Origin of the sequence: Spirillospora sp. NPDC048824, assembly GCF_043198455.1 — a bacterium.
Classification (GTDB): Bacteria; Actinomycetota; Actinomycetes; order Streptosporangiales; family Streptosporangiaceae; genus Spirillospora.
This window is the reverse complement of record NZ_JBICUS010000013.1, coordinates 153,014-174,888: the sequence shown is the minus strand read 5'-3', so window position 1 is coordinate 174,888 and position 21,875 is coordinate 153,014. Positions and strand designations below refer to the sequence as shown.

At 73.2% G+C, this 21,875-nt stretch carries 20 protein-coding genes; 12 read left to right on the top strand and 8 right to left on the bottom strand.

Features of this window, described 5'->3' with window-relative positions; genetic code table 11:
- The first annotated feature begins 60 nt into the window (after nucleotides 1-60).
- The 4 genes from nirD (at nucleotide 61) to ACGFIS_RS25315 (ending at nucleotide 3,760) form a co-directional block, all read left to right on the top strand.
- On the top strand, nucleotides 61-468 hold the full coding sequence (nirD, locus tag ACGFIS_RS25330) for a nitrite reductase small subunit NirD (protein ID WP_392906568.1): 408 nt from the start codon (nucleotides 61-63) through the stop codon (nucleotides 466-468).
- Nucleotides 452-1,669: a uroporphyrinogen-III synthase gene (locus ACGFIS_RS25325; protein WP_392906566.1), complete on the top strand. Its 1,218-nt coding sequence runs from the start codon at nucleotides 452-454 to the stop codon at nucleotides 1,667-1,669. Before nirD ends, ACGFIS_RS25325 begins: the two co-directional genes overlap by 17 nt.
- A gap of 217 nt (nucleotides 1,670-1,886) precedes the next feature.
- Nucleotides 1,887-2,870 (top strand): ATP-binding cassette domain-containing protein, encoded by a 984-nt coding sequence (locus ACGFIS_RS25320; protein WP_392906565.1) that lies wholly within the window; start codon nucleotides 1,887-1,889, stop codon nucleotides 2,868-2,870.
- Between the two features lie 2 nt (nucleotides 2,871-2,872).
- Nucleotides 2,873-3,760 (top strand): ABC transporter permease, encoded by an 888-nt coding sequence (locus ACGFIS_RS25315; RefSeq protein ID WP_392972763.1) that lies wholly within the window; start codon nucleotides 2,873-2,875, stop codon nucleotides 3,758-3,760.
- A gap of 60 nt (nucleotides 3,761-3,820) precedes the next feature.
- On the opposite strand, the gene ACGFIS_RS25310 is transcribed toward ACGFIS_RS25315, so the two are convergent.
- Nucleotides 3,821-5,170: an RNA polymerase sigma factor gene (locus ACGFIS_RS25310; RefSeq protein ID WP_392906561.1), complete on the bottom strand. Its 1,350-nt coding sequence runs from the start codon at nucleotides 5,168-5,170 to the stop codon at nucleotides 3,821-3,823.
- Nucleotides 5,171-5,437: 267 nt separating this feature from the next.
- A complete protein-coding gene (locus ACGFIS_RS25305; protein ID WP_392906560.1) occupies nucleotides 5,438-6,601 on the bottom strand; it encodes an AMP-binding protein in 1,164 nt (387 codons plus the stop codon).
- Between the two features lie 110 nt (nucleotides 6,602-6,711).
- On the opposite strand from ACGFIS_RS25305, the gene ACGFIS_RS25300 reads away from it, so the two are divergent.
- The 3 genes from ACGFIS_RS25300 (at nucleotide 6,712) to menD (ending at nucleotide 10,290) form a co-directional block, all read left to right on the top strand.
- Nucleotides 6,712-7,611, top strand: a complete 900-nt coding sequence (locus tag ACGFIS_RS25300; protein WP_392972761.1) for a 1,4-dihydroxy-2-naphthoyl-CoA synthase — start codon at nucleotides 6,712-6,714, stop codon at nucleotides 7,609-7,611.
- 64 nt (nucleotides 7,612-7,675) lie between these two features.
- Nucleotides 7,676-8,626, top strand: coding sequence for an o-succinylbenzoate synthase (locus tag ACGFIS_RS25295; RefSeq protein WP_392906556.1), 951 nt, complete (start codon nucleotides 7,676-7,678; stop codon nucleotides 8,624-8,626).
- Complete coding sequence (gene menD, locus ACGFIS_RS25290; protein ID WP_392972759.1) at nucleotides 8,623-10,290, top strand: 2-succinyl-5-enolpyruvyl-6-hydroxy-3-cyclohexene-1-carboxylic-acid synthase; 1,668 nt, start codon at nucleotides 8,623-8,625, stop codon at nucleotides 10,288-10,290. Before ACGFIS_RS25295 ends, menD begins: the two co-directional genes overlap by 4 nt.
- 136 nt (nucleotides 10,291-10,426) lie before the next feature.
- Here menD and ACGFIS_RS25285 read toward each other — a convergent pair whose 3' ends face one another.
- The gene (locus tag ACGFIS_RS25285) at nucleotides 10,427-11,239 is read right to left on the bottom strand and encodes a tyrosine-protein phosphatase (protein ID WP_392906554.1); all 813 of its coding nucleotides are present in this window, start codon (nucleotides 11,237-11,239) and stop codon (nucleotides 10,427-10,429) included.
- A 212-nt stretch (nucleotides 11,240-11,451) separates the two neighbouring features.
- Between ACGFIS_RS25285 and ACGFIS_RS25280 the strand changes: the two genes are divergently transcribed.
- Together ACGFIS_RS25280 and ACGFIS_RS25275 are read left to right on the top strand one after the other, a co-directional pair.
- Nucleotides 11,452-12,492: a fatty acid desaturase family protein gene (locus ACGFIS_RS25280; protein ID WP_392906553.1), complete on the top strand. Its 1,041-nt coding sequence runs from the start codon at nucleotides 11,452-11,454 to the stop codon at nucleotides 12,490-12,492.
- Between the two features lie 20 nt (nucleotides 12,493-12,512).
- Entirely contained in the window at nucleotides 12,513-13,334 is an 822-nt protein-coding gene (locus ACGFIS_RS25275) for an Fpg/Nei family DNA glycosylase (protein WP_392906552.1), read from the top strand.
- Nucleotides 13,335-13,352: 18 nt separating this feature from the next.
- Here ACGFIS_RS25275 and ACGFIS_RS25270 read toward each other — a convergent pair whose 3' ends face one another.
- The 5 genes from ACGFIS_RS25270 to ACGFIS_RS25250 all read right to left on the bottom strand — a co-directional run bounded on the left by ACGFIS_RS25270 (nucleotide 13,353) and on the right by ACGFIS_RS25250 (nucleotide 18,080).
- A complete protein-coding gene (locus ACGFIS_RS25270; RefSeq protein ID WP_392906551.1) occupies nucleotides 13,353-14,600 on the bottom strand; it encodes a cation:proton antiporter in 1,248 nt (415 codons plus the stop codon).
- Between the two features lie 7 nt (nucleotides 14,601-14,607).
- Nucleotides 14,608-15,090, bottom strand: coding sequence for a cation:proton antiporter regulatory subunit (locus tag ACGFIS_RS25265; protein WP_392906550.1), 483 nt, complete (start codon nucleotides 15,088-15,090; stop codon nucleotides 14,608-14,610).
- Nucleotides 15,091-15,200: 110 nt separating this feature from the next.
- Nucleotides 15,201-16,436, bottom strand: a complete 1,236-nt coding sequence (locus ACGFIS_RS25260; RefSeq protein WP_392972757.1) for an isochorismate synthase MenF — start codon at nucleotides 16,434-16,436, stop codon at nucleotides 15,201-15,203.
- Nucleotides 16,437-16,659: 223 nt separating this feature from the next.
- Nucleotides 16,660-17,250 (bottom strand): biotin transporter BioY, encoded by a 591-nt coding sequence (locus tag ACGFIS_RS25255; protein ID WP_392906548.1) that lies wholly within the window; start codon nucleotides 17,248-17,250, stop codon nucleotides 16,660-16,662.
- A 140-nt stretch (nucleotides 17,251-17,390) separates the two neighbouring features.
- A complete protein-coding gene (locus tag ACGFIS_RS25250; protein ID WP_392906547.1) occupies nucleotides 17,391-18,080 on the bottom strand; it encodes a spermidine synthase in 690 nt (229 codons plus the stop codon).
- Between the two features lie 93 nt (nucleotides 18,081-18,173).
- Here ACGFIS_RS25250 and ACGFIS_RS25245 point away from each other — a divergent pair, with 93 nt between their 5' ends.
- The 3 genes from ACGFIS_RS25245 to ACGFIS_RS25235 all read left to right on the top strand — a co-directional run bounded on the left by ACGFIS_RS25245 (nucleotide 18,174) and on the right by ACGFIS_RS25235 (nucleotide 21,860).
- A complete protein-coding gene (locus ACGFIS_RS25245; RefSeq protein ID WP_392906545.1) occupies nucleotides 18,174-18,974 on the top strand; it encodes an SDR family NAD(P)-dependent oxidoreductase in 801 nt (266 codons plus the stop codon).
- Between the two features lie 93 nt (nucleotides 18,975-19,067).
- Nucleotides 19,068-20,033: a S1C family serine protease gene (locus ACGFIS_RS25240; RefSeq protein ID WP_392972755.1), complete on the top strand. Its 966-nt coding sequence runs from the start codon at nucleotides 19,068-19,070 to the stop codon at nucleotides 20,031-20,033.
- 222 nt (nucleotides 20,034-20,255) lie between these two features.
- Nucleotides 20,256-21,860, top strand: coding sequence for a glycoside hydrolase family 10 protein (locus ACGFIS_RS25235; RefSeq protein WP_392972753.1), 1,605 nt, complete (start codon nucleotides 20,256-20,258; stop codon nucleotides 21,858-21,860).
- Nucleotides 21,861-21,875: the final 15 nt, after the last annotated feature.

The following is a 21,875-nucleotide window of genomic DNA, read 5'->3' as shown; positions in this document are numbered from 1 at the left end:
GATTTCACGCGCGGACGGCAGTGGTCCCGGCGCCCAGTTCCCGCCAGGAGGTTGCCGCGCATGACCACGACACACGAAGCGACGATCACCAGAGGCCCGGCGGCACGGCCCGCGGCCCGGCCCGGCGCGGCCCGCTGGTTCGACATCTGCTCCTACGCCGACCTGACTCCCGAGCGCGGCGCCTGCGCGATGGTCGACGGGACGCAGGTGGCGATCTTCCGGGTCTTCGACGGCGCCCTGTACGCGCTGTCGAACCTCGACCCGTTCAGCGGCGCCTACGTGCTGTCGCGGGGGATCCTCGGCACCCGGGACGGCGCACCGACCGTCGCGTCCCCCATGTACAAGCAGGTGTTCGACCTGCGGACCGGGGCGTGCCTGGACGATCCCCGGGTGGCGCTGCCGGCGTTCCCGGTCCGCCGCGCCGGCGACCGGGTGGAGGTGGCGCTCCCCGATGAGCACCGGCAGTGAGCCGCTGGCCGGGTTCGCCGTCGGCGTGACCGCGGCCCGCCGCCACGAGGAGCTCGCGACGCTCCTGGAACGGCGCGGGGCCCGGGTCGTGCTCGCCCCGGCGATCCGCCTGGCCCCGCTCGCCGACGACGCCGAGCTGCTGGAGGCCACCCGGGCGTGCGCCGGGGGCGGCCTCGACCACGTCGTCGTCACCACCGGGATCGGGTTCCGGGCCTGGCTGGAGGCGGCCGACGGGTGGGGGATGCGGGACGCCCTCGTCGCCCGGCTGGCCGCGAGCGGCATCGTGGCGCGCGGCCCGAAGGCGCGCGGCGCGATCCGGTCGGCGGGCCTGCGGGAGGTCTGGTCGCCGGAGTCGGAGGAGTGCGCGGAGGTGACCCGGCATCTGCTGGAGAAGGACCTGGCCGGCGCTCGGGTGGCCGTCCAGCTGTACGGGGAGCGGCAGCCGGAGCTGACGGGGGCGCTGCGCGCCGCGGGCGCCGAGGTGATCGAGATCCCGGTGTACCGGTGGTCGCGGACCGAGGACTCCACGCCGCTGCGCCGGCTCGTCGGCCAGGCCGTCGCCGGCACGGTCGACGCGATCACGTTCACCAGCGCGCCGGCGGTGGCCGCGACGCTGGCCGTCGCCGCCGAGGACGGGCTGGAGGAGGCGCTGCTGGAGGCCATGCGCGGCCAGGTGGTGGCGGCGTGCGTCGGGCCCGTCACCGCGCAGGCGCTCACCGGCCACGGCGTCCCGACGGTCCAGCCGGAACGGGCCAGGCTCGGCGCGCTCGTGCGGGCCCTGGTGTCGGACCTGCCGAGGCGCCGGTCGCGGCGGCTGTCGGTGCACGGGTTCTCGCTGGAGCTGCGCGGCCACGCCGTCGTCCTGGACGGGCAGCTGCGGCCGATCGCGCCGGCGCCGATGGCGATCCTGCGGGCGCTCGCGCGGCGTCCCGGGCACGTGGTGTCGCGGGCGGAGCTGTCCGGCGTCCTGCCGAGCCGGCTCGTCGCGGGCGGCACCGGGCCCAGGGACGGGTGGGCGCGGGAGACCCGGCCGCGGGAGGCGCGGCCGCAGGCCGACGAGCACGCGGTGGAGATGGCCGTGGCGCGGCTGCGGCGCGGTCTCGGCCGCCCCGGCATCGTGGAGACCGTCGTCAAGCGCGGCTACCGGCTGGCGTGCGACCCGCGGCTCACCGACCGGCTCCGGGCGGGCGCCGGCGGCTGACGGCGCCGCCCGGCCGGACTCCGTTCTCCCGCCGCGCCGGCCGGACACCGTGGTCGTCGGCGCGGCGGGGTACGCCGGACCGGCGGGATTCGCCGGCGGGCCCGGTGAAGCGCTCGCCGTGATGGGCGACCGCCCGGCGCACCCCTGGACGGGCAGGTGCGGCCCTACCGCTGGATGGCCCAGAATATGGGTCTGTTCCGATGCGGAAGGAGGCCCGATGCCGGACGGGGACCCGGCCGTCGAGGTCGACGGCCTGACCAGACGGTTCGGCGACGTGGAGGCGGTGCGGGGGATCGAGTTCACCGTCCGGGCGGGGGAGATCTTCGGGTTCCTCGGCCCGAACGGCGCGGGCAAGTCCACCACGATCAACATGCTCTGCACGCTGCTGAAGCCCAGCGGCGGCCGCGCCCTGGTGGCCGGGCACGACGTGCTGCGCGAGCGCGACAGCGTGCGCCGCAATATCGGGCTGGTGTTCCAGGACCCCACGCTCGACGGCTACCTGTCGGGGGAGCAGAACCTGCGCTTCCACGCCGAGCTGTACGGGGTGCCGCGGGCGGTCATGGGCGAGCGCATGCGGCAGGTGCTGGAGATGGTCGGGCTGTGGGACCGGCGCGGTGACCTGGTGCAGAACTACTCCGGCGGCATGAAGCGCCGCCTGGAGATCGCCCGGGGGCTGCTGCACTCGCCGCGGGTGCTGTTCCTGGACGAGCCGACCGTCGGCCTCGACCCCCAGACGCGGTCGTCGATCTGGGACTACATCCGGCAGCTCAAGGAGGCCGAAGAGATCACGATCTTCATGACGACGCACTACATGGACGAGGCGGAGTACTGCGACCGCATCGCGATCATGGATTCGGGGACGATCGTCGCGCTGGACACCCCCGAGGCGCTCAAGGCCGGCGTCGGCGAGGACCGCGTCCGCATCCAGACCGCCGACGACGAGGCCGCGATCGCCGCGATCAAGGAGCGGTTCGATCTGGAGGCGGTCATGTCCGAGGGCGCCGTGACGTTCCGGGTGGCCTCCGGCGAGGAGTTCGTGCCGCGGCTGTTCGCCGGGCTCGGTGTCCCGATCCGGTCGGTGAGCGTGTCCCGGCCGTCCCTGGACGATGTGTTCATGTCCTTCACCGGCTCGACGATCCGCGACGCCGAGGCCGGGTCGAGCGACCGCAACCGGATGACGATGCGCGCGATGAGGAGATGACGATGGCGGGTTCCACCAGGGCGGCCGGGCCGGTCGCCGACGTCGCCCGCGTCCGGGTGCCCGAGCCGGGTCTCCGGCAGGACGTGCGCGCCGTGAAGATCGTTCTGCACCGGGAGCTGCTCCGGTTCTGGCGGGACAAGCTGCGGATGGTCTCCGGGCTGGTCCAGCCGGTGCTGTGGCTGCTGGTCATGGGCACCGGCCTGTCCAACCTGATGGCCAGCGGGGGCGCCGACGGCGACATCGACCTGAAGACGTTCCTGTTCCCGGGCGTGTGCGCGATGTCGGTGATGTTCACCGCGATGTTCTCCGCCGGGTCCATCGTGTGGGACCGCGAGTTCGGGTTCCTGCGCGAGATGCTCGTCGCCCCCGTCAGCCGCAGCGCCATCGTGATCGGCAAGTGCATCGGCGGCGCGCTCGTGGCGACGCTGCAGGGCGTGGTGATCGTGGCGCTCGCGGGCCTGGCCGGGGTCCCCTACGATCCGCTGCTGCTGGCCGAGCTGATCGGCCTGATGTTCCTCGGGGCGTTCGCGCTCACCGGCTTCGGCGTGATGATGGCCGCGCGGATCAAGCAGATGCAGTCGTTCTTCGCCCTCATGCAGATGGCGATGATGCCGATGATGTTCCTGTCGGGCGCCCTGTACCCGCTGAACGGCCTGCCCACGTGGCTGAGCGTCCTCACGCGGCTGAACCCGCTCACCTACGCCGTCGACCCGATGCGCCAGGCGGTGTTCGCCCGCCTGGACCTGTCGCCGGCGCTGCAGCGGGCGTTCAACCCGGGCGTCACGTGGAACGGCTGGGTCGTCCCGGTCTGGCTGGAGCTCGTCATCGTCGTCGGCATGGGCGTCGGGCTGATGGGCGTGGCGATCCTGGAGTTCCGCCACTCCGACTGACCACCGGACGGCCCGCCGGACCATGGCCGGTCCGGCGGGCCCCGGTGCGTTCCGCGCGGGTCAGACGGCGTAGTCCAGCAGCGGGCGGGCGTTGCTGGGGTGCCGCAGCTTCGACAGCGACTCCTTCTCCAGCTGGCGGATCCGCTCGCGGGTCAGCCCGAGGGCCTTGCCGATCTCGTCGAGGGTGCGGGGCGTCCCGTCGTACAGCCCGAACCGCATCGCCATGATCTTGGCCTCGCGGGGGGACAGGATGTCGAGCGTGCGGCGCAGCTGGTCGGCCATCAGCTGCCGGTCGACCAGCTCGGACGCCTCCGGGCTGTCGGTGTCCTCGATGAGGTCGCCGATGCGGGTCTCGCCGTCCTCGCCGATGGTGGAGTCCAGGCTGATCGGCTGGCGGCTGGTGCGCAGCAGCTCGCGGATCTGCTCGGGGCTCTTGTCCAGCTCGACGGCCAGCTCCTCCGGGGTGGGCTCGCGGCCCAGCCGCTGGTGCATGTCGCGCTCGACGCGGCTGAGCTTGCTCAGCATCTCCAGGACGTGGACGGGCAGCCGGATGGTGCGGGCCGAGTCGGCGAAGCCGCGCTGTATGGCCTGCCGGATCCACCACATCGCGTACGTGGAGAACTTGTAGCCCTTGGAGTAGTCGAACTTCTCCACGGCGCGGATCAGGCCGAGGTTGCCCTCCTGCACGACGTCCAGCAGCGACAGGCCGCGGTCGGAGTACTTCTTGGCGACCGACACCACGAGCCGGAGATTGGCCTCCAGCATGTGGGCCTTGGCGCGGCGGCCGTCGGCGGCGACCCATTCCAGGTCGGCGCGCCGCCGGGGGCCGAGGTTCTCGGTCTCCAGCTTGTGCTCGGCGTACAGGCCGGCCTCGATGCGCTTGGCGAGGTCGACCTCCTGCTCGGCGGTGAGCAGCTGCCGGCGCCCGATGGCCTTGAGGTAGGTGTGGACCGAATCGCCCATGGTCGTCGACTGGTCGTCCAGGTCGGTGGGCTCGGTCTCGACCTCGGTGACCTCGAACCCCCCGTCGGGGGCGTCCCCGGTGGCGGCGCTCTTGCCGGTGCCGTTGACCGCGCCGGTCCCGGCGGCCTTGGCGGCAGGGACGGCGGACTTCTTGCGGGAGGCGCGCTTGGCGGCGCCCGGCGTCGCCTGGGCGGTGTCCCCTCCGTCGTGCTCGGCGGCCGCGGCCATCTTGCGGACGGTGTCGGACTCGCCCGCCAGGCTGATGCCGGCCTCGGACAGCTCGCGCAGGATGGAACGGCCCTGGGCCGGGCTGATGCCGGCCGTTTCGAAGGCCCCCCTCACCTCGTCGAGCGAGAGGCGCCCTTGGGCGCGGCCACGCTGGAGGAGGTCGTCGAGCGCGGGGCCCGCCGACTCCGTGAGCGGGGTCTCGACGGCGCTTCGCGGCATGGGGCACCCCTCTCCCTTCGGTGTGTGAGTGCGGCGCGGATTGTTGTTCGCTGGTGGCGCACGCACTTACCGGAACGTCGCACGGCCGGGCCATTGTTCCCGGCGTCCGGTTCCCGGCGGATCGTGGAGGAGCGATCCGGAGGGGTGTGGTGCCCGGGAAGGGCCGCCTCACACGGGCGAACACGACCCGGGACCTACCTTACTGCGTAAAGGCTGCGGGTCGTGGCAGCGTGACGAAGGCCACCGGATATCAAAGGCCACCGGATATCAGCGGGCGGGGGAGCGGAGACGAGCCCGGTCGGGCTTGCCGGACGCCAGCAGCGGAATGGCCTCCACCAGCTCCAGCTCGCGCGGCGCCGCGTACCCGGGCATCGTCTCGCGGACGAAGGCGCGCAGTTCGGCCAGGTCCGGTGTGCCGGACGTGCCGGGGACGACGACGGCGGTGACCCGCTCGCCCCACTCGGGGTCGGGGCGCCCGACCACCACGACGTCGCGGATCTTCGGGTGGCGCGACAGCGCGGCGGCGACCTCCCCGGCGACGACCTTCTCCCCGCCGGTGTTGATCACGTCGTCGAGCCGGCCGCGGACCCGGAGCAGGCCGTCCTCCATGGCGCCGAGGTCCCGGGTGACGAACCATTCGCCGTCCCTGACCTCGGCGGTGTCGTCCGGCCGCAGCCGGTAGCCGGTGAACAGGGACGGGCCCGCGAGCCGGATCCGCCCGTCGTCCCCGACGGCGGCGCGCATACCGGGCAGGGGCGTCCCGTCGTAGACGCAGCCGCCGCAGGTCTCGCTCATCCCGTAGGTGGTGAAGACGCGGGCGCCGCGGCCGCGGGCCTCCGCGAGCAGGCCGGGCGCCGCGGCGGCGCCGCCGAGGACGATCGCGCCGAGCCGCGACAGGTCGGTCCCGGCGTCCAGCAGGCGGCGCAGCTGGGTCGGCACGAGCGAGACGTGCGCGCCCGCCGCCGCGGCCACGGCGGCGGGATCGAAGCGCGGCGTGATGATCGGGTCGGTCCCGGCGACGAGGGAGCGGACCAGGACCTGGACGCCGGAGATGTGGCTGGTGGGCACGCAGCACAGCCACCGGTCGCCGGACGCGGCCCCGATGCGGGTGAGGGTGCCCTCGGCGGAATGCCGCAGCGCGGCGGCGGGTAGCTCGACGAACTTGGGCGCGCCCGTGGAGCCGGATGTGGCGATCAGCACCGCGGTGCCTTCCGCGGCGGGGACGTGCCCGCCGGCGGGTGTATGGGGGACGAGCCCGTCCGGCGTCTCGATCGCGTCGGGGGCCAGGGCGTCCAGGAGGGCCCGCAGCGCCGGCCGGGGCAGGTCGGGGGAGAGGGGGCAGATCGCCGGGCCGCCGCCGAGCGCGTCGGCGAGGGCCCGCAGCAGGCGGGGGCCGGGGGGCAGGACGGCGGCGTGCAGAGGGCGATCCATGATCTCATCAGCGTAGACGACCCCGCTGAACGTGTTCGAATCCAAGGCGGGTTGAATGGGACGACCGCCGCGGCCCGGGCCGCCGCGGTCGCCTTAGCGGAGAGGAAGACATGGTCTCGGAGCTGTTCGACGCGGACGCCTGGAAAGAGGTCGAGGGGTTCGGCTTCACCGACATCACCTACCACCGGGCCGCCGGCCACGGCACCGTCCGGGTGGCGTTCAACCGTCCCGAGGTGCGCAACGCCTTCCGTCCCCACACGGTGGACGAGCTGTACCGGGCGCTGGACCACGCGCGCATGTCCAGCGATATCGGGTGCGTGCTGCTGACGGGGAACGGGCCGTCGCCCAAGGACGGCGGGTGGTCGTTCTGCTCCGGCGGCGACCAGCGGATCCGGGGAAGGGACGGCTACAGGTACGCCGAGGGGGAGACGTCGGAGACGATCGACCCGGCCCGGGCGGGGCGGCTGCACATCCTGGAGGTGCAGCGGCTGATCCGGTTCATGGGCAAGGTCGTCATCTGCGTGGTGCCCGGCTGGGCGGCGGGAGGCGGGCACAGCCTGCACGTGGTGTGCGACCTGACCCTCGCGAGCCGTGAGCACGCCAGGTTCAAGCAGACCGACGCGGACGTGGCGAGCTTCGACGGCGGTTTCGGGTCGGCGTACCTGGCGCGGCAGGTCGGGCAGAAGTTCGCCCGTGAGATCTTCTTCCTCGGCGACGCCTACGACGCGGAGGCCGCGCACCGGATGGGCATGGTCAACGCGGTGGTCCCGCACGCGGAGCTGGAGGCGACGGCGCTGGAGTGGGCGCGGAAGGTCAACGGCAAGAGCCCGACGGCGCAGCGGATGCTGAAGTACGCGTTCAACCTGGTCGACGATGGTCTGGTCGGGCAGCAGGTGTTCGCCGGGGAGGCGACGCGGCTGGCCTACGGCACCGACGAGGCCGCCGAGGGGCGGGACTCGTTCCTGGAGAAGCGGGATCCCGACTGGTCCCGCTACCCGTGGTACTACTAAATGTCCGAACGCGCGGTGTGATCCGGAATACCGTGATTGGACGGGCAGGTCAGGGGGTCGGTGGGTGCGGGTCTACTCCATCCCGATGCGGACGCGGTTCCGCGGTGTCACGCGGCGCGAGGGCGTGCTGATCCAGGGCCCCGCCGGATGGGCGGAGTTCTCGCCGTTCCCCGAGTACGGTGCGGCCGAGTGCGCGCGGTGGCTCGCCGCCGCCCGCGAGGCGGCCCACGAGGGCTGGCCGGCCCCGGTCCGGGACCGGATCCCGGTGAACGTGACGATCCCGGCGGTGGGGCCGGAGCGGGCGTTCGAGATGACGAAGGCGTCCGGGTGCCGCACCGCGAAGGTGAAGGTCGCCGAGCGCGGCCAGGCCGACGCCGACGATCTGGCGCGGGTGGAGGCCGTCCGCGACGCGATCGGCCCGGACGGGCGGGTGCGGGTGGACGTCAACGGCGGGTGGGACGTCGAGCACGCCGCGCGGATGATCCGGTCGCTGGACCGGTGGGAGTTGGAGTACGTCGAGCAGCCCTGCGCGACGCTGGAGGAGCTGGCGCTGGTGCGGCGCCGCGTGGACGTGCCGGTCGCGGCGGACGAGTCGATCCGCCGCGCCGAGGACCCGCTGAAGGTGCGGGCGGCGGGCGCCGCCGACGTGGCGGTGCTGAAGGTGCAGCCGCTGGGCGGTGTCGCCGCGGCGCTGCGGGTCGCGGAGGCGTGCGGGCTGCCGGTGGTGGTGTCGAGCGCGGTGGAGACGTCGGTGGGGCTGGCGGCGGGGGTGGCGCTGGCGGCCGCGCTGCCGGATTTGCCGTACGCGTGCGGGCTGGGGACGCTGTCGCTGCTGGAGGGGGACGTCGTCGGTGATCCGCTGTGGCCGGTGGAGGGCGAGATCGGGGTGCGGCGGCCGGTGGTGGACGAGGAGGCGCTGCGCCGGTGGGAGGTCGCCGGTCCGGGGTGGCGGGACCGTGCCGCCGAGGCTCAGGCGCATCTGGGCGGGCCCGCGGTGATCGGGGCGGCGCCGTGAACCCGGCGACGGCGCTGGCGACCGTCCTGGTCGACGAGCTGCTGCGCGGCGGGATGACGGACGCGGTCGTGGCGCCGGGGTCGCGTTCGGCGCCGCTGGCGCTGGCGCTGCACGCCGCGGCGGAGGCGGACCGGGTGCGGCTGCATGTGCGGATCGACGAGCGGTCGGCGTCGTTCCTCGGCCTCGGGCTGGCGAAGCGGTCGGGGCGGCCGGTGGCGCTGGTGTGCACGTCGGGGACGGCGGCGGCGAACTTCCATCCGGCGGTGATCGAGGCGCACGAGTCGGGGGTGCCGCTGATCGTGATCACCGCGGATCGTCCGCCGGAGCTGCGCGACACCGGCGCGAACCAGACGATCGACCAGGTGAAGCTGTACGGGACGGCGGTGCGGTGGTGCACTGAGATCGGTGTCCCGGAGAACCGTCCGGGCATGGTGGCGTACTGGCGGTCGCTGGTGAGCCGCGCGTGGGGGCTGTCGCGGGCTCCGGTGCCGGGTCCGGTGCATCTGAACGCCGCGTTCCGGGAGCCGCTGATCCCCGACGGTGACGAGTCGTGGTGCGAGCCCCTCGACGGTGACGCGACGGGTGCGTGGACGAAGGTGCGCCCGGCGACGCCGGGGTCGGTGCTGCACGTCCCGCCGACGCGCCGCGGCGTGCTGGTGGTGGGGGACGGCGCGTCCAACGTGAAGCGGTACGTGGCGGCGGCGTCGATGGCCGGGTGGCCCGTGCTGGCCGAGCCGCAGGGCAACGCCCGCTACGGCGACCACGCGCTGTCGTCGCATCATTTCCTGCTGGGCGTCCCGGAGTTCGTGGAGCGGCACCGCCCGGAGGTGGTGGTGACGCTGGGCAAGCCGGGATTGTCGCGTCCGCTGCTGTCGCTGCTGCGCCGCGCCGAGGAGCACATCGTCCTGGCGCCGGATCTGGCGCACTGGCCCGATCCGGTCCGGTCGGCGACGCAGGTGGCGCCGGAGGTGGAGATCCCGGTGGTGTCGGGTGACGACGCGTGGCTGAAGTCGTGGCGTGCGGCGGATCTGGCCGCGGCCGCGGCGGTGGACGGGGTGCTGGACTCGGTGCCGGAGGTGAGCGAGCCGCGGCTGGCGCGCGACCTGGTCGCGGCGCTGCCGGGCGGGTCGCTGCTGCTGGCGGCGGCGAGCATGCCGATCCGGGATCTGGACCAGGTGATGCGGCCGCGGCGCGGTATCCGGATCCTGGCGAACCGGGGTGCGAGCGGCATCGACGGGCTGGTGTCGACGGCGATCGGCGCGGCGCTGGCGCATGGCGGCCGCTCGTTCGCGCTGCTCGGCGATCTGGCGTTCCTGCACGACCAGAACGGGCTGATCCTCGGTCCGCAGGACCCGCGCCCCGACCTGACGATCATCGTGGTGAACAACCAGGGCGGCGGGATCTTCTCGCTGCTGCCGCAGGCGGCGCTGGCCGATCCGTTCGAGCGGGTCTTCGGCACCCCCCACCGGGTGGACCTGGAGGCGGTCGCCGCGGCGCACGGTGTCCCGTACCGGCGTCTGGAGGCCGCCGCGGAGGTGCCGAAGACGCTGGCGGGGGAGGGGCTGCGGATCGTGGAGGCCCGGACGGACCGGAACGCGAACGCCGCGCTGCACGCCGAGATGCGCAAGGCCGCCCACGCCGCCGTCCGCGAGGCCCTTGCCTGACCGGCGTCCCCGGAAACCGCCGGCCGCCTGAACGTTTCACCTTTCAATTTACAACGTAAAGGCGGCGGGCGGAGACGTTCACCTCAATCTTCTAAAAGACAACTCCAACGACGAGAACCTCAGTCGTCGCTGGGGCTCAGCCCAGGAGGCGGGTGCGGAGCGCGTCGGTGTCATCGGTGGTCCAGCCGTGCCCGGACAGCCATCCGAGGGTCCCGCCGAACTGCTCGTCGACCCGGGCGAGGAGTTTCTCCATGATCGCCGCGTGGGGGCGGTGGGAGTCGGCGGGGCGCGAGTCGAGGTCGGCGGCGTAGGTGTCGCTGGCGCGCAGGCGGCGCAGTACGGCCTCCAGCCGTTCGCCGGTCTGGGCGTAGTCGGCGACGATCGCCTCGCGGGTGACCCCCGCGACCTCCAGGGCGAGGGCGCACACGACGCCGGTGCGGTCCTTGCCCGCGGCGCAGTGCACGAGCGCGGCCCCGTCGGTGCGCGTCATGACGCGGAGGGCGGAGACGATGGAGTCGCCGCGGTCGTTGAGGTAGCCGAGGTAGTGACCGGCCGGGCGGTCGGTTTCGGTGCCGCCGGCGGAACGTTCCTGCCAGGGCAGGACCCGGTTCACGTCCACGGCGCCGGGGTCGGCGGTGTCGGCGGCGACGTCGGTGTGGCGTCCGCCCTCGGGGAACAGCGACAGCTGGTGGACGGTCACCGACGGTACCCGTACCAGCGGCCCGGCGCCTTCGAGGTGCACCTCGGCGTCGCTGCGCAGGTCGATGACGTTCTTGAGGCCGTAGTCGTCGAGGAGGAGCCGCACGTCGGCGACGGAGAGGGCCTGGAGGTTGTCCGAGCGCAGCACCCGCGCGCGTCGTGTGGTCCGCCCGTCGGCGGTGGGCAGCCCGCCGAGGTCACGGGCGTTGACCGCGCCGTCCAGTTCGATCCACCGCGTTCCGTCGTCCATGAACTGTGAGCCTATATGGCCGCGGTGCCCGGTCTTTTGCCGAGGGTCCTGTTCGGTTTGGGGGCGTGGCGGGGAGGTAGCTCTACCGGTCCGGGGAGGTAACCGGGACCTGGGAGCCAGGCGGTGGATGGCTCCGTGGCGGGTTACCGACCGGTGTCACACTCCGTAGCTTTGGAGGGAGTCGTCCCCCCTGTTCGGTGATTGGAGCCTTCATGCCCTCAGCCCTGAACGCCCCGCCTGTTCCGCCCGTTTCGCCGGGCCGGGCGGCCGGCAGTGACTTCGCGCCGCTGGCGCGGCGTGTCCGTGAGAGCGGGTTGCTGGACCGCCGTCCCGGGTACTACGTGCGGGCCATCGGGCTGAACCTGGCCGCTACGGCCGCGGTCTGGGGCGCGGTGGCCTGGGCGGGGGACGGGTGGTGGACGGTTCTGCTGGGTGTTCCGCTGGCCGTTCTGGCGGCCCGGACCGGGTTCCTCGGCCATGACGCGGGGCACCGGCAGATCGCCCGCAGTGCGCGGGGGAACCGGTGGCTGGGGTTGCTGCTGGGCAATCTGCTGCTCGGGATGGGGCACGGGTGGTGGAGCGACAAGCACAACCGGCATCACGCCAACCCCAATCATGTCGGGAAGGACCCTGATGTGGGGGAGGGGATCCTGGCGTGGACCGATGAGCAGGCGCGGCGGCAGCGGGGTGTGCTGCGGTGGGTGGCGCGGCATCAGGCGGTGCTGTTCTTCCCGCTGCTGACGCTGGAGGGTCTGAATCTGAAGGTCGGGAGCCTGCTGTTCCTGCGGGGCCGGCGGCGGCGTGATCAGCTGGTCGAGGGTGGGCTGCTGGTCGCTCATGCCGTGGGGTATCTGGCGCTGGCGTTCACGTTGCTGCCTGCGGCGCAGGCGCTGGTGCTGGTCGCGGTGCAGCATGCGTTGTTCGGTGTGCATCTGGGGGCTGTGTTCGCGCCGAATCACAAGGGCATGGCGATGCCGGAGCCGGGGGAGCGGTGGGATCATCTGCGGCGGCAGGTTCTCACGTCGCGGAATGTGCGGGGTGGGTTGTTCACCGACTGGTTCATGGGCGGGTTGAACTATCAGATCGAGCATCATCTGTTCCCGAGCATGCCGCGGTGCAATCTGCGGCGTGTGCGGCCGCTGGTGCGTGAGCATTGCGCGGATGTGGGTGTCGCTTACGTGGAGACGGGTCTGGTGGCGTCGTACCGGCAGGCTCTGGGGCACATGCGTGAGGTGGGGGAGCCGCTGCGGTAGGGGCGGGTTATGCTCCGGCCATGCCGGAGGGACATACCGTTCATCGTCTGGCCGCCGAGCATCAGCGGATGTTCGGCGGCCGTCGTGTTGCCGCGACCAGTCCGCAGGGCCGTTTCGCCGATGGGGCGGCGTGGTTGGACGGGCGTGTTCTGGTGGTGGCGGATGCGCACGGCAAGCATTTGCTGCTGGGGTTCGATGATGAGCGTACGTTGCATGTTCATCTGGGCATTTATGGGCGGTTCGTGTTCGGGGCGTTGCCGGTGCCGGAGCCGGTGGGGGCGGTGCGGCTGAGGTTGGCGGGTGCCGGCGGGTTCGCGGATCTGCGTGGGCCGAGCAGGTGTGAGCTGCTGGATCCGGGTGAGGTGAAGCTGCTGCGTGACCGGCTGGGGCCTGATCCGCTGCGTGGGGACGCCGATCCGGAGGTGGCGTGGCGGCGGGTGAGTCGTGCGCGGACGCCGGTCGCGGTGTTGTTGATGGATCAGTCGGTGGTGGCGGGTCCGGGGAACATCTACCGGGCTGAGGTGCTGTTCCGGCAGGGGATCGATCCGCGGTCGCCGGGGCGTCGGCTGACGCGGGAGCAGTGGGCGGGTATCTGGGCGGATCTGGTGGTGTTGATGGCCGACGGGGTGCGGGACGGCCGGATCGACACGGTGCGTGCGGAGCATACGCCGGAGGCGATGGGGCGGCCGCCGCGGGTGGACGGTCATGGCGGTGAGGTGTACGTGTACCGGCGGGCGGGGCAGCCGTGTCTGGTGTGCGGGGCCGAGGTGCGGGTGGTGGAGCTGGCGGCGCGGAATCTGTTCTGGTGTCCGGGGTGCCAGCCGCCTGTGCCGGGTGGGTGAGGGCGGCCGGGGCGGGGTTCAGACGGCGTCGGCGGTGTGGTGTTCTTCGTCGGTGTGGCGGAGGGTGGGGACCGGTACGTCGTCGTCGGTCTGGGGGGCGCGGCGTTGGGCGCGGCGGGTGCGGAGGCGGCCGGCGAGGGGTTCGGTGCCGCGGGCGATGACGGGGCCGGCGACGGCGAGGATGAGGACGTAGGCGGCGGCGAGGGGGCCGAGGTCGGCGCTGATGCCGGCGCTGACGGCGAGGCCGGCGATGACGATGTTGAATTCGCCGCGGGGGACGAGGGCGGCTCCGGCGCGGAGGCGTCCGGTGATGGCGACGCGGGCGTGGCGTGCGGCGATCCAGCCGCTGCCCATTTTGGTGAGGATGCCGATGAGGGCGAGGGCGGCGGCGATGCCGAGGACGGGTGGCAGGTCGCCGGGGTCGGTGTGGAGGCCGAAGAAGACGAAGAAGACGGCTGCGAAGAGGTCGCGTAGGGGTGCGAGGAGTTTCTGGGCGGTGTGGGCGAGGGTGCCGGACAGGGCGATGCCGACGAGGAAGGCTCCGACGGCGGCTGAGACCTGGAGTTGTTGTGCGATGCCGGCGACGAGGAGTGTGAGGCCGAGGACTTTGAGGAGGAGGACTTCTTCGCTGGGGGAGGCGACGAAGCGCTGGACGAGGGTTCCGTGGCGGAGTGCGATGTAGAGGATGGCGGTGATGGTGGCGGCGGCGATGCCGAGTGCGGCGGCGCCGCCGAGGAGTCCGGCGCCGGCGAGGAGGGCGGTGAGGATGGGGAGGTAGGCGGCCATGGCGAGGTCTTCGAAGACGAGGATGGACAGGACGGCGGGTGTTTCCTTGTTGCCGAGCCAGCCGAGGTCGCCGATGACTTTGGCGGTGATGCCGGAGGAGGTGACGTAGGTGATGCCGCCCATGGCGACGGCGGCGACGGGTCCCCAGCCGAGCAGGAGTGCGGCGGCGACGCCGGGGGTGGCGTTGAGGGCGAGGTCGGCGAGGCCGACGGGTGCGGAGGTGCGCAGTGTGCCGACGAGTTCGTCGGCGGTGTATTCGAGACCGAGGGTGAACAGCAGGAGGATGACGCCGACTTCGGCGCCGATGGAGACGAATTCTTCGCTGTCGGTGAGGGGGAGGATGCCGCCGGAGCCGAAGGCGAGGCCGGCGATGAGGTAGAGGGGGATGGGGGAGATGGAGAAGCGGACGGACACGGCGCCGAGGAGGCCGAGGGCCAGGATGATCGCGCCGAGTTCGATGAGTTGAACGGCCGACTGCATGCGGGGGTCAGCCGTTGGCGAGGATTTGGGCGACCGCGGCGGTTCCTTCGCCTGTTCCTACGACGACGACGATGTCTCCGGCGGTGAAGGTGAAGTCGGGGCGGGGGCTGGCGATGACCTTGCCTTCGCGGACGACGGCGACGATGGAGGCGCCGGTGCGGGTGCGGGAGCGGGTGTCGCCGAGGGGGCGTCCGTCGTAGGGGGATCCGCCTGCGATGGGGATTTGTTCGGTGACGAGGCCTTCGACCTGGCGGTGGAGTTCGGCGAGGTGTTCGATGATGCGGCCGGTGCCGAGGAGTTCGGCGATGGCGCTGGCTTCGTCGCCGGACAGCGCGACGGTGGCGATGCAGCTGTCGGGGTCTTCTTTGTCGTAGATGACCAGGTCGCGTCGGCCGGTGCGGTGGGAGATGACGCCGAGTTGGCGGCCGCGTGCGGTGGTCATGACGTGCTGTAGGCCGATGCCGGGCAAAGCGGTCCGTTCGACGTCCACGGTGCTTCGTCCTCCGTCTGTGTGTTGCGTGGTCGTCCATGACCGTACATGGGGTACGCCGGGTTTGTGTCGCCGGGTGCGGTGTGTGATCGTCGCAGTTCGGGGGCGGGTCAGCCGTGGAGGGCGTACTGCATGGCGCGGAATTTGGTGCGGGCTTCGGCGAGTTCGGCGTCGGGGTCGGAGTCGGCGACGATGCCGCAGCCGGCGAACAGGCGTGCGCGGGTGCCGTCGATTTCGGCGCAGCGCAGGGCGATGCCCCATTCGCCGTCGCCGCGGGCGTCGACCCAGCCGACGGGGCCGGCGTAGCGGCCGCGGTCCATGCCTTCGAGTTCGCGGATGAGGTCCATGGCGATGTCGGTGGGGGTGCCGCAGACGGCGGGGGTGGGGTGGAGGGCGGCGACGACGTCGAGGACGGAGCGGTCGGTGTCGAGGTGTCCGCGGACGGGTGAGGCGAGGTGGGTGAGGTTGGGCAGGGTGAGCAGTTCGGGTTCGGTGGGGATGGTGAGGTCGGCGCAGAGGGGGGTGAGGGCGTCGCGGACCATGTCTGCGGCGTAGCGGTGTTCTTCGCGGTCTTTGGCGGAGGTGAACAGGTGCTGGGCGCGGGCGTGGTCGTCGGCGGGGCCGGTGCCGCGGGCGGTGGTGCCGGCCAGGACGAGGGATTCGATGTGTTCGCCGGTGCGGCGGATGAGGAGTTCGGGGGTGGCGCCGACGAGGCCGGCGCAGGAGAAGGTGTAGCAGCCGGGGAAGCGGGTGGCGAGGCGGTGCAGGAGGGTGCGGGCGTCGATGGGGGTGTCGGCGCGGGCGTTGAGGTCGCGTGCGAGGACGACTTTGCCGAGGTGGCCTTGCCTGATGCGGTGGACGGCGGCGGCGACGGTGTTCTTCCAGGCGTGTTCGGGGAGTGCGCCGTCGGTCCATTGGAGGTGGGCGGGGGTGTGCGGGGGGTTGGTGTGGGTGTGGGGGTCGGTGTCGCCGCCGATGGTGGTGAGCCATGCGGTGCCGTTGCGGCGGCCGAGGATGCGGCGGGGGATGATGAGGGTGGAGTCGGGGGATTTTGGGTCGAATCCGAAGGAGCCGAAGGCGACGGGGCCGGTGCCGGGGAGGGCGATGGGGTCGTCGACGGCGGCGGCGGCGAACAGTTCGCGGAGGTGGTGTTCGGCGGCGGCGAAGCGGTCGGTTCCGCCGGGGAGGGTGAGGCGGGCGGCTTCGCCCCAGCCGACGATGCCTTCGCCGTGGCGGATCCAGGCCAGTGCGGCGGGGTGGGGAAGCCGCGCGATGAGGTCGCCCGGGTCGGGGACCGGGACGGTGCGGACGGACAGGCGGTCCGGTGCTGTCACGGCGAGCTTCACGCATGCCACTGTACGACAGATTTGAACCTGTTCAAACGGGCGGGGCGGGGGTGTGCGTGAGGTGTGCGCCACACGGGCCGTGCCCGGTGGTGCGCGGCTGGCGGCTGCCTGCGCTCGTCGGCTTGGCGGGGTGGCGGTCCGGTGTGCCCATGCCCGCCCGTTCCCGGGGCATGCGCGGGGCGCGGGTGCGGGTCGGGCGGGCATGGGCGGGGGGGGGTGCGGGTCAGCGGCCGCGGGCTGCTCCGGTGAGTTTCCACGCGGCGGGCAGCAGGCCCGCCGCCAGGAGGACCTTCAGTGCGTCGCCGGCCAGGAAGGGGGTGACGCCGAGGTCGAGGGCGCGGCCGAGGTCGATGTGCAGGGACGCCATGAGGTAGGGGACGCCGGCGGCGTACATGATGGCGGTTCCGGCGAGCATCGTGGCGATGGTGCGCAGGGGGGTGCGGTCGCCGCCGCGCTGTGCGAGGGCGCCGACGGCGGCCGCGGCGGCGGCGAATCCGATGACGTAGCCGAGGGTCGGGGCGCCGGTGCCGGATCCGGCGTCGGTGAACCAGGGCACGCCCGCCATCCCGGCCAGCAGGTAGACGATCATGGCGAGGCCGGCGCGGCCGAAGCCGAGCGCGGCGCCGGACAGCAGGACCGCGAAGGTCTGCCCGGTGACCGGGACCGGTGTGCCGGGCAGCGGCATCGCGAGTTGCGCGGCGGCGCCGACGAACGCGGCGGCGCCGGCGACGAGGGCGGCGTCGCGGGCCAGGGAACCGGGCAGCAGGTCGCCCAGGACGGCGGGGCGCCGCTGGGCTGCGTGGGCAGTAGCCACAGATCCTCCCAAATAGGTGTTGTCAGCCCGAAACCTAGCGAATGGGGTTTACGGTTCGGTTCAGCCGGGTCACCGAACGGGCCGGAACGGGGGCGCGGTGGTGCGGGCCGGTGGTGCGGGCCGGGGACGGGCCGGTGGTGTCAGGGCGCGGCGGGGCGGGGCCCGGACGCGAGGTAGACGATGTCGGGTTCGCCGCGCGGGACGGGGACGGGCCGGGCCCGGACGCGGGTGAACCGGCTGCGCAGCAGCGTCTCGAACGCCGGTGCCGCGTTCGCGCTCCACACTGCGAGGGTGCCGCGCGGGGTGAGGCGCCCGGTGATCAGGTCCAGGCCGGCGGGGGCGTACAGGCGGGCGTTGCCGGGTGTGACCGTCCAGTCGGGGCCGTTGTCGATGTCCAGGCACAGTGCGTCGAACCGGCCGCCGCGGGGGGAGGCGAGGTAGTCGAGCAGGTCGGCGTGTTCGACGGTGACGCGGGGGTCGTCGAGGGCGCCGCGCGACCAGGGCCGCAGTTCGGCGGCGTGCCAGGCGATCACCTTGGGTTCGCGTTCGACGACGGTGACGTGTGCGATGCCGGGGAGGGTGAGGGCCTCGGCGAGGGAGAACCCGACGCCGAGGCCGCCGATGAGCAGCCGCGCCGGGCCGTCCAGGCCGTCGGCCGCGGCGCGGACCAGGAGCCGTTCGGACGCGCCGCCGCGGGTGTCCATGAGGAACACGCCGTTGCTGATGATCTCGTAGTGGGCGCCTGCGCGGCGCAGCACCAGTTCGCCTCCGGCGCCGTCGGCGCGTTCGATCACCACCGGTTCACCGGTCGTCCCCGCGGCGCTGCCCATGCCCGCACCCTAGCCGCCGCCGCGGGGCCGCCGTGCCGCGTCGCCGATCTTGGGTCTGGGCGGGTGCGGGGGGTGTCGGCTACGGTGCCGGTCATGCCCGATTCTCCCTCGTCCGGTGGCCTGCTGCCGGGGCGCCGCATCCTGGTCGTCGGCGCGGGGACGAGTCCCAGCGACGATCCGTCGGCGCCGGTCGGCAACGGCCGTGCCATCGCGATCACGGCGGCGCGGGAGGGCGCCCGGGTCGCGTGCGCCGACGTCGACGCCGGCGCCGCCGGGCGGACCGCCGCGATGATCGCCGACGGGGGCGGGGACGCGTGCGTCGTGGTCGCCGACGTCACCGACCCCGTGTCGTGCGACCGGGTGGTGACGCAGGCGGCCGAGGGGCTCGGGGGGCTGGACGGGGTGGTGTTCAACGCCGGGATCGGTGCCGGGTACGGGCTGGCGGGCACGGCGCTGGCCGACTGGGACCGTGTCCTGCACGTCAACCTGCGGGCCCCGTTCCTGGTCGGGAAGGCGGCGATGCCGGCGCTGGAGGCGGGCGCGGCGATGGTGTTCATCGGGTCGCTGGCGGGGACGAAGCCGGGGTCGCGGTCGCCGTCCTATGACGCGTCCAAGGCGGGCCTGGCGGGGCTGGTGCGGCACATCGCGGCCGAGGGCGCGCCGCGCGGTGTGCGCGCCAACGTCGTGGCGCCCGGCCTCATCGACACCGTGATGGGTCGTGCCGCGTCGGCGGGCAACGAGGGCCGCGACCGTGCCGCCGGGCTGATCCCGATGCGGCGGCAGGGGACCGCGTGGGAGGTCGCCGACGTGGCGGTGTTCCTGATGTCGGACCGCGCGTCCTATGTCACCGGCCAGGTCGTCCACGTCGACGGCGGCCTGTCCACCCTGCGCTGAGCCCCCCGGCGGCGGCGCCTGGCCGGGCGCGGCGGGAACACCTCTTCTCCTTCGGTGGTTACCGTGTAACGATGTAATCATCCGGGAGGTGCGATGATCCCCGACCCCCAGGACGGCGGTCCGCCGCTGGACGCCTACTCCCGTGTCGTGTCCGCCGTCGCCCGCGAGCTGACCCCGCGCGTGGCCGCGCTGCGCGTGCGGCACCGCCGCGGTGAGGGCAGCGGATCGGCCGTGGCGTTCACCGGCGACGGGTTCCTGATCACCAACGCCCACGTCGTCGGGGCCGCGGCCGGCGGGCAGGCCGCGTTCGCCGGCGGCGCGGCCGGCGCGTTCACCGTCGTCGGCACCGACCCCCTGTCGGACCTGGCCGTCGTCCGCGCCGACGGCCCCGTCCCCGATCCGGTCACCCTCGGCGACAGCGACGCCCTGGTCGTCGGGCAGCTCGTCGTCGCCGTCGGCAACCCCCTCGGCCTCACCGGATCGGTCACCGCCGGGGTGGTGTCGGCCCTGGGCCGGTCCCTGCCCGCCTCGCAGCCCACCCGCAACGGGACCGCCGTCCGCGTCATCGAGGACGTCATCCAGACCGACGCCGCCCTCAACCCGGGCAACTCCGGCGGCGCGCTCGCCGACGCCCACGGCCGCGTCGTCGGCGTCAGCACCGCCGTCGCCGGGATCGGCCTCGGCCTGGCCGTCCCCATCAACGCCATCACCCGCCGCATCATCGGCGCCCTCATCCGCGACGGCCGCGTCCGCCGCGCGTTCCTCGGCCTGGCCGCCGCGCCCGTCCCCGTCCCGGCGGCGCTGCGGGCCCGCACCGGGCAGGACGCGGCGCTGCGCGTCGCCGAGGTCGTGCCCGCCAGCCCCGCCGACCGGGCGGGGCTGCGCCGCGGCGACCTGGTCCTGACCGCCGGCGGGAACCCGGTCGCGCACGCCCAGTCCCTGCAGAAGCTCATGTTCGCCGAGGCGATCGGGCGTCCCCTGCCCATCACCGTGCTGCGCAACGGCGCCATGGTCGACGTCATCGCCGAACCCGTCGAACTCGACGCCGAGTACACCTAGCCGCGCGGGCGGGCGCGCGGCCGGCGTCGCCGCCTCCCCGGCCGAGGTGAGCACGTCACCCTCGTCGGCGTAGGAGCCGCCCTCGACGAGTGCCTGCGCGCCCTGCCCACCGCGGCGCCCCTGCCGTACCGCGCCGAACTCGGCGGCGACTACGACGCCGACCTGGTCCTGCGCGTCGTTTCGTACGCAGCATCCCGTCGCGTGGGTGAGAATGGGCGCGCTATGTGGCGATCCAAGATCCGAATTGCGGCGGCGGCACTCACGGCGGCGATGTCGGCGGGGGCGCTGGCCGGCTGCGGCATCCCCGCCCTCGGCGGCACCGACGAACGCGGCGACGCCGCCCGCGCACCCGTCCCCGCCGGCGCCGACGCCGAATGCGCCGGCGTGCCCGCACCGGACGGCGGCAAGGGGCGGCAGCTGCGCGGCATGTGGATCGCCACCGTCGGCGGCATCGACTGGCCCAAGGACACCGGCGACTCCGCCGCCGAGCAGAAGAAGCGGTTCACCCGGCTGCTGGACACCGCCCGGCAGATGAACATGAACGCGGTGTTCGTGCAGATCCGCCCCAATTCCGACGCGTTCTACGACTCGCCCCTCGAGCCGTGGTCGCAGTGGATCACCGGGACGCAGGGCAAGGACCCCGGCTACGACGTCCTGGCGTTCATGCTCAAGGAGGCGCACGCCCGCAACCTGGAGTTCCACGCCTGGTTCAACCCCTACCGCGTCTCCCGCGACGACGACCTGAGGAAACTGTCGCCCAAGAGCCCCGCGCGGCAGCACCCCGAATGGGTCCGCGAGTACGGCGACGGCCTGTGGTACGACCCGGGCATCCCGCAGGTGCGGGAACTGGCCACCAAGGCCGTCATGGACGTCGTCGGCAAGTACGACATCGACGCCGTCCACTTCGACGACTACTTCTACCCCTACCCCGAGGACGGCGAGTTCCCCGACCAGGCCACCTACAAGGCCCACGGCGGCGGCATGGACAAGGACGACTGGCGGCGCCGCAACGTCGACCTCCTCGTCGAGGACCTGTCCCGCCGCATCCACCAGGCCAAGCCGTGGGTGCGGTTCGGCATCAGCCCGTTCGGGGTGTGGCGCAACAAGTCCAGCGACCCCGCCGGATCCGGCACCCGCGCCCTGCAGAGCTACGACGACATCTACGCCGACACCCGCAAATGGATCACCAAGGGGTGGCTCGACTACGTCACCCCCCAGCTGTACTGGCCCATCGGCGACCCCCGCGCCGACTACGCCGAACTCGTCGCCTGGTGGGCCCGGCAGGTCGAGGGCACCGACGTGCACCTGACCATCGGGCAGGGCGCCTACCGCGTCGGCGCCGACTCCGCCTGGAAGGACCCCGCCGAACTGTCGCGCCACCTCACCCTCAACGCCAGATACCCGCAGGTGGACGGCGACGTGTTCTTCAGCGCCTCCGACATCGCCGAGAACCGCCGCGGATTCGCCCAGCGGCTCCGCGACGACCACTACGCCCGCCCCGCCCTGCGGCCCGCCGCCGCCGGAGGCAAGGCGCCCCCGCCCGTCCAGGACACCACCGCCGCCCCGCACGGCGACGACGGCGTGAAGGTCACCTGGCGGCCGTCCGAGGGCGCCGCCGTCTACGCCGTCTACCGCGTGGACGGCGAACGCGCCGCCTGCGCGCCCGTCGACCCCGCGCACCTCGTCGCCGGCGTCCGCGGCGGCGGCATCATCGACCCGTCCGCCGAACCCGGCCGCACCTACACCTACTACGTCACCGCACTGGACCGCCTCCACCACCAGAGCGCCCCCGCACGCGGCGTGACCGTCACCACCCCCAAGGGATAATGATCATGCTCCGTG